The organism is Actinoplanes sp. NPDC051861 (genome assembly GCF_040681145.1).
Classification (GTDB): Bacteria; Actinomycetota; Actinomycetes; order Mycobacteriales; family Micromonosporaceae; genus Actinoplanes.
The window spans coordinates 555,566-570,157 of record NZ_JBFAYE010000004.1 but is presented as its reverse complement, the minus strand read 5'-3'; the positions used below and the strand labels follow the sequence as shown (position 1 = coordinate 570,157).

Below are 14,592 nucleotides of genomic sequence, written 5' to 3'. Positions count from 1 at the left end.
TCACGGGCGCTTGGCCGGGCTCGTCGTCAGGGCCGGGTCCCGGGTGGTCACCGGCTCGACGATCTCGTCGATCGCCTTGAGCAGGCTGTCGTCCAGCTTCACCCCGGACGCCTTCACGTTGTCGTGCACCTGCTCCGGGCGGGACGCCCCGATGATCGCCGCGGAGACGTTCGGGTTCTGCAGCACCCACGCCACCGCCAGCTGGGCCATCGTCAGCCCGGCCTGCTCGGCGAGCGGCTTGAGGTTCGCGACCGCGGTCAGCACGTCGTCCTCGAGCCAGCGCGCGATGAAACCCGCACCGGACTTGTCGTCGGTGGCGCGGGAACCGGCGGGCGGCTGCTCACCGGCCCGGTACTTGCCGGTCAGCACACCCTGCGCGATCGGCGACCAGACGATCTGGCCCAGGCCCAGCTCGACCGAGGCCGGCACGACCTCGGCCTCGATGACCCGCCACAACATCGAGTACTGCGGCTGGTTCGACACGAGGCGCACCCGCAGTTCGTCGGCGAGCGGCTTGGCGGCCCGGATCTGCTCGGCGGTCCACTCCGAGACGCCGATGTAGTGCGCCTTGCCGCTGCGTACCACATCGGCGAACGCCTCCATGGTCTCCTCGAGCGGGGTGGCGTAGTCGTACCGGTGAGCCTGGTAGAGGTCGACGTAGTCGGTGCCGAGCCGGCGCAGCGAGCCGTCGATCGAGGTCAGGATGTGCTTGCGGGACAGGCCGCTGTCGTTCGGTGCCGGTCCCGTACGCCAGAAGACCTTCGTGAAGATCTCCAGCCCGTCCCGGCGCTCGCCCTTGAGCGCCCGGCCCAGCACCTCCTCGGCGCGGGTGCCGGCGTAGACGTCGGCGGTGTCGAACGTGGTGATGCCGGCGTCCAGGGCGGCCCGCACGCAGGCGGTGGCCGCGTCCTCCTCCACCTGTGAACCGTGGGTGATCCAGTTGCCGTAGGCGATCTCACTGACCAGCAGGCCGGAACGGCCGAGATGACGGTGCTCCATGCCCCTGAATCTATCTAGAGGACCGGCCTCGCGTCCGGGAGCAGGCGCAGCACCTCGTTGACGACCTCGTCGCGGTCCCGATGGGCCACGTCCACGAGCGGTTCGCCCTGGCGGTTCAGGGCGCCCCAGTTGCCGGTCCGGTCGCGTACCAGGAAGGCGGACGGGTGGATGACGACTCCGGCGTACTCCGGCCGCACCACCATCCGCCCGGTCCGGTCGAGCACGCCGAACCCGGTGCCGCCGTCGACGACGGCAAGGCCCTCGTCGGTGAAACCGTCCACCGTCGCGCCGGTGTGCAGCACGGTCGCGAAATGCCGGAAGCGGGGCTCCACCGCGATCCGGGCGTGCCTGTCCACGGCACCCCACAGCCCACCGCGGCGGATCTGCGCCAGCCCGCGACGGAACGGCCGGCCCTCCTCGAACCCGCCCGGCACGACGAGCCGGTTCTGCCGGTCGATGGCGACCCAGCCCTCGCCGGGGCCGCGCGTCACCCACGCCAGTCCCTCGGAGAACCGTCCCACGCCCAGGAACCCGGCCGCGGCGGAGATCACCAGCTCACCGTTCTGGTCGATCAGCTCCCAGGATGGCGAGTCGGGGCGGCGTACCCACGCGAGACCCTCGGAGAACGGCTGCGCCTCCGCGTAACGCGGTTCGACCGCGGCCGCGTACCCCCAAAGGTTTGTGCCGTCGTCACGCAGCGGCGTCGGCGCCGCAGGCAGCCCGAGCACCTCCTCCCGGCTGCGCGGATACGGACCCCAGCCACCATCCCCGGTGCGCCGCGTGATCGCATCGAGCGCCAGCTCGATCCGCTCGACCATCTCCGCGTCCTCACCACCGCGAACGTTCAGCGCCCGCTCGAAGTGATTCACCGCCTCCAGATACCGACCCTGATCGAAAGCGGACCGCCCGGCCAACTCCCGAATCTCAGCACGAACCCGGGCCGGCAGCTCGACCGAGTCGGCCTGCTCGTAGAGCCGATCCGCTTCGGCGTACTCGCCCCGCCACTGCAACACCTGCGCCAACCGCGCTTGGGCGATCGAAACCGGTCGCAGCTCGCCACTGGCCTCCGCGTGCCGCAGCGCCTCCCGGCCATCGGCCAGGGCGTCGTCCATCTCACCGAGGACTCGTGCGACCACAGCTCGGAGGCTCAGCAGCCCGGCACGGACGTTGTCCCGCTCAGCGAATTCAAGCCGGTCCGTGAGCCGGTCCGTGAGATCCCACAAACGGTCAGGCTCATCAACCTGCTCCCGCAGCGTCTCCGGGTCAAACGTCCACGCGTGAGCCGCGAGAATCTCCTCCGGATCCCGCCGCCGTCGCTGATCGTTTGCGGGCTGCTCCCGCCGCTGCCGAACCCGCTCGCTCCTCGGCGCGGGCGCCGGCCCACTCTGCGCTACGGCCGCCGGGGCCGGCTTGCTCTCCGCCGCCGCGGCCTGCTCGGGCGCACTCGGGGCAACCGGCGGGGCTAGCTCACGCTCCGCTGCGGCGCCTTCTCCGGGCTCACTCTGCGCAGCCGCCGCCGGCTCACCGTGGGTCGCCCCATCACCGTCGTGGTCACCCTGAGTGCCTACCGCACGCTCATCGTCAGCCTTTTCGTGTACGCCCGAAGCTCCCGAATCAGCCCCGCCGCCCTCGTGGCCGTCCCCGGCGGCAGCCAGTCCCTCAACCGCGACCTCTCCGTCGCGGGCTGTCGGTCCTTCCACGCCCGGGTCCGGACTCGCACCGCTGACGGGCGCCGCACTGATGGGTGTTGCGCTGACGGGTGCTGCGCTGACCGGCGTGCTCGACGTCGGCACCGCGCTGACGGGTGTGATGGCTGCGGATGCGGGGCTCATGGGCGCGCTCGAAGCTGGTGCCGCGCTGACCGGCGTGCTGATCGTGGGTGTGGCACTGACTGGCGTGCTCGACGTCGGCACCGCGCTGACCGGTGTGTTGATTTCGGGTGTGGCGCTGACCGGGGTGCTCGAAGCCGGAACCGCGCTGACGGGCATGCTCGACACGGGCGTTGCGCTGACTGGCGTCGCGCTCACCGGCGTGCTCGAATCCGCGTCCGACCCACCCGCCGGGCGGAACCCGGGCGGCGTGCTGACCGGGCGATTCGCCGCCGGACTGACCGGCGCATTCGACACGGGCGTAACGCTCACCGGCGCGCTGGACGCAGGCGCCGAACTGACCGGCATGCTCGTCGCGGGCGCTGAGCTGACCGGCATGCTTGTCGCGGGCGCCGAGCTGACCGGCACGTTGGACACCGGCGCCGCGCTGACGGGAATGCTGGATGCGGGCGTAACGCTCACCGGCGAACTGGATACCGGTGCCGCGCTGACGGGCGTGCTGGACACCGGCGCTGGGCCGACCGGTGTGCTTGAATCCGGTGCGCCGGAGATCGGGGCGGGTGTGGCGCTGACCGGCGTGGCCGAGTCTGCGCTGGTGGCCTCGCCGGCTGTGGGTGCCGACTCGTCGGCGGTCGAGCCCGGCTGGGTCCAGCCGTCGCCGGTGTAGAGGCTGTCCCGCTCGGAAGTCTCCTCCGAACCCGCCCACCCAGCGCCGACGTCCGTCCCACTTACCTGCGCGCTCGCGGCCGTGCTCACCTCAGGCGTCTGCCAGCTGGCCCAGGCGTTGTCACTCGAAGGCTGTACCTGCCCCGCCCAAGGATCCGCCGTCGCAGGCTGCCACTGGACAGCGCTAGCCTCAGCCTCCAGCGCGACGTCGCTTTCCTGCGCCGATGCGTCAAATGTCGCAGCTTCGTCCACCGGTCCAAGGGGCGTCTCGGCCGCCGACGTCAGCTCGCTCACCGGCTCGGCAGGAGACGCCGACTCGGGTGCGGCCGGCGAAGGCGACTCGTGTGCGGCTGACTCGGGTGCGGCCGGCAAATGCGACTCGTGTGCGGCCGACGCGTGTGCGGCCGGCGAAGGCAACTCGGGTGTGGCCGACTCGGATGCGGCCGGCGAAGGCGACTCGGGTGTGGCGGGCGTGGACGACTCGGGTGCGGGTTCCGAGGTGTCGGTCTCCGTCCCTGGGGAGTCTGCGGATTCGTCCGAGTCGGCGGATGGCGCGAACCAACCCTGGGGCTGCGTGACGGGTGCCGGCGCCTCTGGGACTTCGTCCGGTGCCGCGTCTGCCTCGGCAACCGGTGTGACAGCTCCCAGGCCGCTCATCGACAACAACCAGCCGAGTCCGTGCGACTCCGCCGGTGCCTCGGGCTCGTCCTGGACAGCCGGGTCGGCGGCCAGCGGTGATCGGGGAGCGATGCCGCTGCCGGTCGGCGCACCGGTCACCGGGGCAACCGGCGCTGCGCCGTCGAACGGCGGCGCGGTAACCGGCTCGGCCGCCGACCCGAAGCCCGCGTCCGTGGACCCGAACCCGGCGTCCGTGGACCCGAAGCCGCCGTCCGTGGGCCCGAAGCCGGCGTCCGTGGATCCGAAGCCGGCGTCCGTGGATCCGAAGCCGCCGTCTGTGGATCCGAAGCTTGCCTCCGTGGGGTGGAAGGCTGCGGGTGGTGTCTGCGGGACCGGAGTTGCCGGCGGGGCCGACTGGGCTGCGGCCTCTGCGGCGATGCGGCGGGGGTCGAGGGGGCGGGTGCGGTCCTCGGATTCGGCGTGGTGTTCGGCTGGGCGGGGATGCCCGGGGGTGGGGGTGAGGCCGACGCGCCGGGGGTCCAGCGGGCGGGTGGGGTCCTCCGGCTCGGAGGGTTGGTGACCGGTGGGCAGATCGGAACGCTTGGGCGTCCACGTGTCCTCGTCCGGCGACACCACGCCGGCTGGTCCGGCTGCCTGCGGCACCGGCGGATGACCGGACACCGGGACACCATGCCCGGATGCCGGGACCGAACCGGGCACGCCGCTGTCAAAGGCGGAACCGGCCGGACGGAAGCCGGGCCCGGCGGGACCGGAGCTGGGGGCAGCCGGACCGAAGCCGGGGGCGGCGGGACCGGAGCCGGGGGCAGCCGGGCCGAAGCCTGGGGTCGCCGGGCCGGAGGCGGGGGCGGCCGGGCCGGACGCGGGGGCGGCCGGGCCTGGGCCGGGGACGATGGGTGGCTGGGTGGGGGTGCCGGTGGGCGTGTTGGGGTAGACGGCGGCCGGTGTCACCGGCTGCTGTGGTGTTACCCGGGTGGGCTGTGGAGCCGGGCGGGCTGTTGTGGGGGTGGCTCGCTCCTGAGGAACCGGGCGCAGGTTGAAGGGGGCCTCGCGGCGCTCTTCCGCATAGGCGGGGAAGGCGTCGGGAGGTGCGGGGCGCGCGCTGCCGTAGGCCGGGCCGGCCGGAGAGGTCGGACCGGTGATGGGGCGGCCCTCGGCGTCGTGGCGGGGGAAGCCCTGTTCGGGGGCCTGCCGCCGGCCCTGGTAGCCGGGTTCGGGTCGTGGCTGGCCGTAGCCGGGGGGCACTGTGCCGCCGAACCGTCCGGGCGGCGGAACCTGCCCGTGCCGACCGGCATCTCCCGGACGCATCGGCGCACCCGGACCACCCGAGGCGCCGGGTCCACCGTGACTGCCGGGGCCACCAGGACCACCAGGAGCACCGGGGCCACCAGGACCGCCGGGAGCACCGGGGCCGTTTTGAGGAGCGAAACCGGGCCGCGGCTGACCGGGAGCACCGTGCGGGCCCGGACCGGAAGGATTGTGGGACGGCCCACCGTGCATGGGGGAACCCGGGCCGCGAGGGCCGGGCTGCGCCGGGCCGCCCTGCTGGGGCGCCGGGCGGCCATATTCGCCTCGGTCGGCGGGGGAGACGGGGGAGACGGGTCGGGGACCGTAACCCTGAGGGCCCTGCCCGCGCACCCACGGGCCACCGTCCGGCGGCATCGGCTGCTGCGGAACGCGCCCTGCGGGCCCACGCCCGGACCGTCCCGGCGAGACCGGCACGGACGGCGACTGATGCCCGGGGTTGACCGGCACCTGGCCATGCCCGGGGTTCACCTGACCGTGCCCGGGGTTGACCTGACCCTGCCCGGGGCTGACCTGACCCTGCCCGGGATTCCCGGGACCGCCCGGCATCGGACGCCCGGCGCCCGGCCGCCCGCCCGCATAGTCCTCGCCCTGCGCCCGCCCATACACCGGCGCGGAGCCCCGCCGCTGCTCAGGAGCGGGCCCAGCCGGCCCGCCGCGCTCCTCATCGACCCGGTCATGCATGCGGACCGGGCGGTTCCACGACGGCTCGTCGCGCGATGCCGCCGGCGCGTCCGGCCACGTCGGCGGCGGAACAGGCGCACCGCCGACCACAGCCCGCCCCCGCCCACGATTGTCCGGCGCCGATCCGGGCCCGCTGACCGGCGCGGCACTGACCGGGGACGAGCTGACCGGGGACGAGCTGACCGGAGCGGACGCCGAGCCGCGGGATGCCTCGTAGACCGGTGTGTGCACGGCTTTCCGGCGGCCGGGGTCGCCCGGGTAGCGCTGGCCGGGCAGGGGTTCCCACTCCCAGGTGATCTCGTACACCCAGGCGGGTTCGTCGTCCCAGCTGTCCGCGCCCGGCCGGGAGCTCCAACCGTTCATCGGGCACCCGAAGGGTGGCCCGGCGATTGGCAACGCTCCGTCACGGCGAACTCCACCTTGTCAAAAATCGTGCCGCGGCCGGCCGGGGACCCGGGTAGAGTCGCCCGGCTCCACTGCGAAGGGTTTCGAGAGGAGATTAACGGCGTGGACCGGATCGACGCCAGGGTGCTGACGATCTCTCGAAACGGTCCGTTCCGCGGCTCCGCTACTACTTTCGGTGCGCTGATCGGATCGGGTTTCCGGCGGTACTCGACCTACCGGCAAGCCACCATAGCCGGAACGTTCACGAACATCGTGTTCGGCTTCCTGCGGTGTTACGTGTTACTCGCTGTCGTGGAGGGTGCGGCCGGGCAGCAGCCGGCGGGATATGACGCCGAGCAGTTGGCCACGTACGTGTGGGTGGGTCAGGGCCTACTCAGCGTGATCGGCCTCTGGGGCTGGACCGAGCTGGCCGACCGGATCCGCACCGGTGACATCGCCGCCGACCTGTTGCGCCCGGTCTCCCCGGTGGTCGGCTATCTCGCCGCTGACCTGGGCCGGGCCCTGCACGGCGCGCTCACGCGGTTCGGCGGGCCGCTGCTCGCCGGCGCCGTCTTCTTCCCGTTGCGTACGCCCACCCGCTGGCAGACGATCCCCCTGTTCGTCCTCTCCGTGACGCTGGCCGTGGTCGTCTGTTTCGGCTGCCGCTACCTGGTGAACGCGACCGCCTACTGGCTGCACGACGCGCGCGGCCCGATCATGGTCTGGACGCTGGGTGCGGGTGTGCTCGGCGGTCTCTACTTCCCGCTGCGGCTGTTGCCGGAGGAGCTGGCGCTGGCGCTCTGGGTGGCCACGCCGATGCCGAGCCTGTTGCAGACGCCACTCGACGTGATCGCCGAGCGGGACGGGCCGCTCCTGCAGGCCGGGCTGGTCGGGCTGCAGGCGGTGTGGGCGGTGGCGGTGCTGCTGCTGGCCGGGGTGGTGCAGCGACGGGCCGAGCGCCGTCTGGTGGTGCAGGGTGGGTGAGCTGCGGGCGTACGGGGCACTCGCCGGCGCCCAGATCAGATCGGCGATGTCCTACCGCGCGTCGTTCCTGACCGAGATGGTCGCCAACACCGGTGCCACGGTCTTCGACGTGTTCACGGTCCTGGTGCTGTTCCGCGCGACGCCGGCGATCGGTGGCTTCTCGCTGGAGGAGGCGCTGCTGATCGTGGGGCTGAGTTCGGCCGGGTTCGCGCTCGCCGACATGACCGTCGGGAATGTCGACCGGCTCAAGCTCTACGTCCGGGCCGGCACGCTCGACGCCGTCCTGGTGCGGCCACTGCCCGCGCTGCCGCAGTTGCTGTTGATGGACATACCGCTGCGGAAGACACTGCGGGTGGTGTTCGCCTTCGTCGTGCTGTGCGGCGCGGTCGCCGTCAACGACATCGACTGGACGCCGGGTCGGCTGGTGCTGGTGGTCCTGACCCCGCTCGCCGGCTGTGTCTTCTTCGCGTCCATCTTCGTGATCAGCGCGAGCCTGGCGTTCTGGTGGGTCGACTCGGGGGAGATCGGTGCGGCGTTCACCTACGGCGGGCGTGACTACACCTCGTATCCGATCACCGTGTACTCATCGTGGTTCCGAGCGCTTTTCGCGTACGCCATAGGTTTTGCCTTTGTCGCCTATCAGCCGGCGCTGGCGCTGCTCGGCCGGACCGATCCCCTGGGTCTGCCGGGCTGGGCCGGCTTTCTCTCCCCGCTGGCCGCGCTCGCCTCGGCGTCTGTCGCCGCCATGGTCTGGCGAATCGGCATCCGTCACTACAGGAGCACCGGTTCATGATCTCAATGCGCAATTTAAGGAAAGATTTTACGGTACGGGTAAAAGCGTCCCGTTTTCGCCGGGAGAAACGCACGGTCGCCGCCGTGGACGGGGTGAGCCTGACCATCGATCGCGGTGAGATGGTCGGCTACATCGGCCCGAACGGTGCCGGCAAATCCACCACGCTGAAGATGCTCACCGGCGTCCTCACCCCGTCCAGCGGCGACGTCTCGGTCTGCGGTCTCGCCCCGGTGCCGCAGCGTACCCGGCTGGCGCTGCGGATCGGCGTCGTTTTCGGTCAGCGCTCGCAGCTCTGGTGGGATCTGCCGCTGCGCGAGTCGTTCCGGTTGCTGCGCCACATCTACCGCGTCCCGGCGGCCGAGCACGAGACCCGCCTGCGCCGCTGCCGTTCGCTGCTGGACCTGGACGAGTTCCTGGACACGCCGGTGCGGCAGCTCTCGCTCGGGCAGCGGATGCGCGGCGAGCTGACCGCGGCGCTGCTGCACGGGCCGGAGGTGCTGTTCCTGGACGAGCCGACGATCGGGCTGGACGTGGTCAGCAAGCAGGCGGTCCGCTCGTTCCTCGGTGAGCTGGGCGCCTCGGGTGACGTGACGCTCGTGCTGACCACCCACGACCTGGCCGACATCGAACGGCTCTGCGAGCGCCTGGTCGTCATCGATCACGGGCGGGTCGTCCACGACGGGACGATCGAGGCGCTGCACGCCCGGTACGGTTCCCGCCGGAGTCTGGTCGTGGACCTGGAGAACCCGCTGCCTTCGGGGTTCGTCCTGCCCGGTGCGACGTTGGTCGGCAGTGAGGCGGCCGGGCATCGGGTGACGTTCGCGCTGGACTCGTCGGCGGCCGGCGCGGCAGTCGCGGGGTTGGTGGCGGCCGTCCCGGTTCGCGACCTGTCCCTTCTGGAGCCGGACATCGAGGACGTGGTGGCTCGTCTTTATCGGTCTTAACGGTGTTCCATGATCAACACTGCCCAGGTGGGTTCGAGGGCCTCGTAGCGGTGCGGCACGTCGCCCGGGAACGTCACGTAGTCGCCCGGACCGACCTCGACGGTCTCGTCGGCCGGGCCGGTGCGCATCCGGCCGGACGCCACCACGATGTGCTCGACGCTGCCGGGGATGTGCGGCTCGGCCTCGCGGGGATCACCCGGCTCGAGCTGAAACGTGTAGATGTCACGCCGCGTGTGCGGCGCCCCGGTGGCCAGCAGCGTCGCCACGAACTCGGCGCGGTCGGCCCGCAGGCTGGTGCCCTCGCCCGCGCGGATCACGCGGACCGGCGAGGGCGGCGGCTCGACCAGGCGGCTGAACGGGACGCCGAGCGCCACACCGAGTGCCCAGAGAGTCTCGATGCTCGGGTTGCCGGTGCCGGACTCCAGCTGGGAGAGCGTCGACTTCGCCAGTCCGGCGCGCCGGGCGAGCTCGGCCAGGGAGATCCCGGCGCGCTCCCGCTCGCGGCGCAGGGCGGCGGCGATGACGGCCAGCGGCGGTGCCGGCTCCTGCATGTTCGCTCCATCGGTCCATGCGTTCGATTTGACGAACGCTGCTGCTTCGTTCAGCATAACGAACTATGAGTACGGCAAAACGAACGCTACTCCGAGATGTGGGTGCGCTCGCCGCCGCCACACTCGCCGTCGGCGCTTCCTTCGGGGCGATCGCCATCGCGTACGGGCTGCCGGTCTGGGCGCCGCTCGTGATGTCGGTCTTCGTCTTCGCGGGCGGCTCCCAGTTCCTCGCGGCCGGCCTCCTCGCGGTCGGCAACCCGATCGCCGCGGTGTTCGCGGGGCTGCTGCTCAACGCCCGGCACTTCCCGTTCGGCCTGGCCGTGGCGGACTCCGTCGGGGTTCGGTGGCGGGACAGGCTGATCGGCAGCCACATCATGACGGACGAGACGGTGGCGTTCGCGCTGGCCGAGAGCGACCCGGCACAGCGCCGCCGGGTGTACTGGACGGTGGGCGCCACCCTCTTCGTCACCTGGAACACCGGGACGGTTCTCGGTGTGCTGCTCGGTGGGGCTACCGGGGATCCGAACGCGCTGGGGCTGGACGCGGCGTTCCCGGCCGGCCTGATCGCCCTGCTCCTGCCGTCCTTGCGGGACCGGGACACGCGGCGGGTGGCGTTGGCCGGCGCGGTCATCGCGGTCCTGCTCACTCCGGTGCTGCCGGCGGGGTTGCCGGTGCTGTGCGCCCTGCTCGGCCTGCTGGTGCTGTTCCGCCCTCGCGGCCGCCGCCCTGCCGCTACCCCTGAGCCCGCCGCTGTCGCTGAGCCCGCCGCTGTCGCTGAGCCCGCCGCTGTCGCTGAGCCCGCCGCTGTCGCTGAGCCCGCCGCTGTCGCTGAGCCCGCCGCCGCGGCTTGGTCCGCTGCTGTCGCTCAGTCCGCCGCTGCGAAGTTCCCGGTCGAGGAGACCCGATGCTGATCGCCGCGATTCTGGTGCTGGCCGCCGGGACCTATGCCATCCGCCTCGGTGGCGTGGTGCTCCGCGACCGCATCGAACTTTCCGATCCGCTCCAGCGGCTGCTCCCGATGGCCGCCGCCGCCCTGCTCGCCGCCCTGGCCGGAACCGCCGCGCTGATGGCAGGCAGCGAGTTCGCCGGTGTCGCCCGGCCGGCCGGAGTCCTGGTCGGCGCCGTGCTTGCCTGGCGACGGGCCCCGTTCGTCGTGGTGGTGATCGCCGCGGCTGCGGTAGCCGCCCTGCTGCGCCTCGCCGGAGTCCCCTAGAAGTCGCCCGCATCGCATCGGCGCATCCGCGCGTTCCTTGAGATCTTGGAGAGTTGCGGCTCACATACGGGCACAACCCTCCAAGATCTCACCGTCGCCGGGCAGTGGGGAGATGCTCTGGAGGAGCGGGCTTTACGGCTTCGTGCCCAGGTCGACCTTGGGCTTGGGCATCCGCATGCGGCGGAACGTGAGGCCCCGCATGATGCCGTAGAGATACAGCGAGCCGAGCCGCTGACCCGTCTGCGGGAAGCGCTCCTTGACCAGCTTCTTGATGCGCCGGGCGATCAGGATGCTGTCGAGGATCACCGCCAGTGCCAGGCCCGCCCAGATCAGGGTGCTGATCTGCTGGATCAGCGGGTTGGGCACGGAGGAGCCGATCAGCACGATGACCGCGCCGCCGATGAACCACGAGCCGACGGTGCGGCGGGAGTCGACGATGTCGCGGACCAGGGAGCGCTCCGGGCCGCGGTCGCGGGCCAGCAGGTAGCGCTCGTCGCCGTTGCGCATGCCCTCGGCGGCTTCGGCGCGCTCGGCCCGCTGGCGCTCGCGGAGCTGCTTGTAGGCCTCTTTGCGGTTGGCCGGCGCGGGATCCTGCACCCGGCGGCCCGTGGCGACGCGTTTCGGCGTCACCACGCCCAGCTCTTTCTTGCTGGGGGTGTAGCCCTTGGGGCGGGACTCGGCGGAGGTCACCTCCTGCTCAACGGAGGAGGTGGCGTCTTCGACGAGATCAGCTGGCTTGCGGCGAAACAGCGGGGACACGCAACGAGCGTAGCCAAACGGCGCGGCGTGCCACACACCGCGCCGTTGATCGTGACGAAAATGCCTGTCAGAGACCCGAGAATCAGAGGCGCTCGACGTGGGCGCCGAGGGCGGCCAGCTTGGCCTCGAAGTCCTCGTAGCCGCGCTTGATCAGGTTGACGCCGTAGACGCGCGAGGTGCCCTCGGCGGCCAGGGCGGCGATCAGGTGGGCGAAACCGGCGCGCAGGTCGGGGATGACCAGGTCGGCGGCGTGCAGCTTGGACGGGCCGGCGATGACCGCGGAGTGCATGAAGTTGCGGCGGCCGAAGCGGCAGGGTGTGCCGCCGAGGCAGTCGCGGTAGACCTGGATGGTGGCGCCCATCTGGTTGAGCGCCTCGGTGTAGCCGAGCCGCTGCTCGTACACGGTCTCGTGCATGATCGAGATGCCGCGGGCCTGGGTGAGGGCGACGACGAGCGGCTGCTGCCAGTCGGTCATGAAGCCGGGGTGTACGTCGGTCTCCAGCGCGACGGCCTTGAGTTCGCCGCCGGGGTGCCAGAACTTGATGCCGCCCTCGGAGCCGGTGACGCCGGTGCGGGCCACCCGGTCGTCGGTGATCTTCAGCTCGCCGCCGATGGAGCGGAACACGTTCAGGAACGTCATCATGTCGGCCTGGCGGGCGCCGAGCACCTCGATCTCGCCGCGGGTGGCGAGCGCGGCGGCGGCCCAGCTCGCGGCCTCGATGCGGTCCGGGATCGGCTTGTGCTCGTAGCCGTAGAGGCGGGGCACACCCTGGATCTCGATGACCCGGTCGGTGTGCACCGTGATGATCGCGCCCATCTTCTGCAGGACGCAGATGAGGTCGATGATCTCGGGCTCGATGGCGGCGTTGCGCAGCTCGGTGACGCCCTCCGCGCGGACCGCGGTGAGCAGCACCTGCTCGGTGGCGCCGACGCTCGGGTACGGCAACTCCAGCTTGGCGCCGTGCAGACCGTTGGGGGCGCTCAGGTGCATGCCCTCGGGGGTCTTGTCGACGACCGCGCCGAACTCGCGCAGCGCCCTGATGTGGAAGTCGATGGGCCGCGGGCCGATGTGGCAACCGCCGAGGTCCGGGATGAACGCGTGACCCAGGCGGTGCAGCAGCGGGCCGCAGAGCAGGATCGGGATCCGGCTGGAGCCCGCGTGCACGTTGATCTCGTCGGTGCTGGCGCTCTCCACGTTCGTGGGGTCCATCACCAGTTCGCCGTCCTCGGCGCCGGCGGTGACCTTCACACCGTGCAGCTCCAGCAGGCCGCTGACGACCTCGACGTCGCGGATCCGCGGTACGTCGAAGAGACGGCTCGGTGACTCGCCCAGCAGGGCGGCGACCATCGCCTTGGAGACGAGATTCTTGGCGCCACGGACCCGGATCTGACCCTGCAGCGGCGTACCGCCGTGCACGACCAGGACATCGTCGGTCAACGTAACCTCCAGCCGGCGGGCGTGGGAACGCCCGGTGATCGAGGGGGCAGAGCGCGGGTGGGGGTACCCGTTTCTGCAACCGGGGAAGCATAGCGCTGAGTGACAAGTCCGCCAGTCGTGGTGGCATGCGAAACGCCGCTGACTAAGGAAGCCTTAACGAAAAGGTGGATTCAACCGGCTACTGACAGTTACGGCAGGGCGAGCATCTGGTCGAGTGCCACGCGTGCCTCGTGCGCTGTCTTCTCGTCGACCGTGATGACGTTGGGGACCCGGCCGGCGACCAGTTCCTCCAGCGCCCACACCAGGTGGGGCAGGTCGATGCGGTTCATCGTCGAGCAGTAGCAGACGGCTCGGTCGAGGAACATGATCTGCTTGTCCGGGTGGGCGAGCGCGAGTCGTCGTACGAGATTGAGCTCTGTACCCACCGCCCACGCCGAACCGGCCGGCGCCGCGTCCAGGGCCTTGATGATGTATTCGGTCGAGCCGACGTAGTCGGCCGCCCGGACCACCTCGTGCCGGCACTCCGGGTGCACCAGGACGTTGACGCCCGGCACCCGTTCGCGGACCTCGCGGACGCTGTCGATGGTGAACCGGCCGTGCACCGAGCAGTGGCCCCGCCAGAGGATCATCCGGGCGTTGCGCAGCTCGTCGTCGGTGAGCCCGCCGTTGTGTTTGTGCGGGTCGTAGAGCACGCAGTCGTCCAGGTCGAAGCCCATCTCCAGGACCGCGGTGTTGCGGCCGAGGTGCTGGTCGGGCAGGAAGAACACCTTCGAACCCTGCTCGAACGACCAGGTCAGCGCGCGCTTGGCGTTGGACGAGGTGCAGACGACACCCTTGTTGCGGCCGACGAAGCCCTTGATGTCGGCCGAGGAGTTCATGTACGTCACCGGGACGATCTGGTCGGTGATGCCGAGGTCCTGGAAGTGCTCCCAGGCGGTCTCCACCTGGCCGAGCACCGCCATGTCGGCCATCGAGCAGCCGGCGGCGAGGTCGGGCAGGATGACGCGCTGCGCCGCAGTGGTGAGGATGTCCGCGCTCTCCGCCATGAAGTGCACGCCGCAGAAGACGATGAACTCGGCGTCCGGGCGGGCCGCGGCCTGCTGGGCAAGCTTGAACGAGTCACCGGTGACGTCGGCGAACTGGATCACCTCGTCGCGCTGGTAGTGGTGCCCGAGGACGAACACCCGGGAGCCGAGCGCCGCCTTGGCGGCCGTCGCGCGGGCCACCAGGTCCGGGTCGCTGGGTGCGGGCAGGTCGCCGGGGCAGTCCACGCCCCGCTCACTGGCCGGGTCGGTGCCCTTGCCGAGCAGGAGCAGCGCGAGAGGGGTGTTCGAGGGTTCGGTCCAGGTCGACGTCACGGAAATCATCGTTGCACAACGGCTGGGACGGTAGCTGCGTCACCGACAG

General features: G+C 71.3%; 14 protein-coding genes. 8 read left to right on the top strand and 6 right to left on the bottom strand.

The genetic code is table 11. The features are described from left to right. Complete coding sequence (locus tag AB0M02_RS16835) at window positions 1-999, bottom strand: aldo/keto reductase family protein (RefSeq protein ID WP_364227375.1); 999 nt, start codon at window positions 997-999, stop codon at window positions 1-3. A gap of 14 nt (window positions 1,000-1,013) precedes the next feature. After that, window positions 1,014-2,135, bottom strand: coding sequence for a WG repeat-containing protein (locus tag AB0M02_RS16830; RefSeq protein ID WP_364227372.1), 1,122 nt, complete (start codon window positions 2,133-2,135; stop codon window positions 1,014-1,016). 141 nt (window positions 2,136-2,276) lie between these two features. Here AB0M02_RS16830 and AB0M02_RS16825 point away from each other — a divergent pair, with 141 nt between their 5' ends. The 6 genes from AB0M02_RS16825 to AB0M02_RS16800 all read left to right on the top strand — a co-directional run bounded on the left by AB0M02_RS16825 (window position 2,277) and on the right by AB0M02_RS16800 (window position 9,224). Beyond that, window positions 2,277-2,465, top strand: a complete 189-nt coding sequence (locus AB0M02_RS16825; protein ID WP_364227369.1) for a hypothetical protein — start codon at window positions 2,277-2,279, stop codon at window positions 2,463-2,465. A 274-nt stretch (window positions 2,466-2,739) separates the two neighbouring features. Then, window positions 2,740-3,495 carry a hypothetical protein gene (locus AB0M02_RS16820; RefSeq protein ID WP_364227366.1) on the top strand — a complete coding sequence of 252 codons (756 nt, stop codon included), beginning with the start codon at window positions 2,740-2,742 and terminating at the stop codon, window positions 3,493-3,495. Between the two features lie 2,622 nt (window positions 3,496-6,117). Next, window positions 6,118-6,336, top strand: a complete 219-nt coding sequence (locus AB0M02_RS16815; protein ID WP_364227363.1) for a hypothetical protein — start codon at window positions 6,118-6,120, stop codon at window positions 6,334-6,336. Window positions 6,337-6,635: 299 nt separating this feature from the next. After that, window positions 6,636-7,487: an ABC-2 family transporter protein gene (locus AB0M02_RS16810; protein ID WP_364227501.1), complete on the top strand. Its 852-nt coding sequence runs from the start codon at window positions 6,636-6,638 to the stop codon at window positions 7,485-7,487. Beyond that, a complete protein-coding gene (locus AB0M02_RS16805; protein ID WP_364227360.1) occupies window positions 7,480-8,280 on the top strand; it encodes an ABC-2 family transporter protein in 801 nt (266 codons plus the stop codon). Before AB0M02_RS16810 ends, AB0M02_RS16805 begins: the two co-directional genes overlap by 8 nt. Then, entirely contained in the window at window positions 8,277-9,224 is a 948-nt protein-coding gene (locus AB0M02_RS16800; protein WP_364227357.1) for an ATP-binding cassette domain-containing protein, read from the top strand. Before AB0M02_RS16805 ends, AB0M02_RS16800 begins: the two co-directional genes overlap by 4 nt. Here AB0M02_RS16800 and AB0M02_RS16795 read toward each other — a convergent pair. Continuing rightward, complete coding sequence (locus AB0M02_RS16795) at window positions 9,221-9,775, bottom strand: XRE family transcriptional regulator (protein WP_364227355.1); 555 nt, start codon at window positions 9,773-9,775, stop codon at window positions 9,221-9,223. The genes AB0M02_RS16800 and AB0M02_RS16795 overlap by 4 nt on opposite strands. A gap of 98 nt (window positions 9,776-9,873) precedes the next feature. Between AB0M02_RS16795 and AB0M02_RS16790 the strand changes: the two genes are divergently transcribed. Together AB0M02_RS16790 and AB0M02_RS16785 are read left to right on the top strand one after the other, a co-directional pair. After that, the gene (locus AB0M02_RS16790; protein WP_364227353.1) at window positions 9,874-10,686 is read left to right on the top strand and encodes an AzlC family ABC transporter permease; all 813 of its coding nucleotides are present in this window, start codon (window positions 9,874-9,876) and stop codon (window positions 10,684-10,686) included. Next, the gene (locus AB0M02_RS16785) at window positions 10,680-10,988 is read left to right on the top strand and encodes an AzlD domain-containing protein (RefSeq protein ID WP_364227350.1); all 309 of its coding nucleotides are present in this window, start codon (window positions 10,680-10,682) and stop codon (window positions 10,986-10,988) included. The genes AB0M02_RS16790 and AB0M02_RS16785 overlap by 7 nt, the downstream gene beginning before the upstream one ends. A 132-nt stretch (window positions 10,989-11,120) precedes the next feature. On the opposite strand, the gene AB0M02_RS16780 is transcribed toward AB0M02_RS16785, so the two are convergent. The 3 genes from AB0M02_RS16780 to nadA form a co-directional block, all read right to left on the bottom strand. Next, window positions 11,121-11,747 (bottom strand): DUF3043 domain-containing protein, encoded by a 627-nt coding sequence (locus AB0M02_RS16780; protein WP_364227348.1) that lies wholly within the window; start codon window positions 11,745-11,747, stop codon window positions 11,121-11,123. Window positions 11,748-11,829: 82 nt separating this feature from the next. Continuing rightward, complete coding sequence (gene murA / locus AB0M02_RS16775; protein ID WP_364227346.1) at window positions 11,830-13,185, bottom strand: UDP-N-acetylglucosamine 1-carboxyvinyltransferase; 1,356 nt, start codon at window positions 13,183-13,185, stop codon at window positions 11,830-11,832. A 188-nt stretch (window positions 13,186-13,373) separates the two neighbouring features. Then, entirely contained in the window at window positions 13,374-14,552 is a 1,179-nt protein-coding gene (nadA, locus tag AB0M02_RS16770; RefSeq protein WP_364227344.1) for a quinolinate synthase NadA, read from the bottom strand. Window positions 14,553-14,592 lie beyond the last annotated feature (40 nt).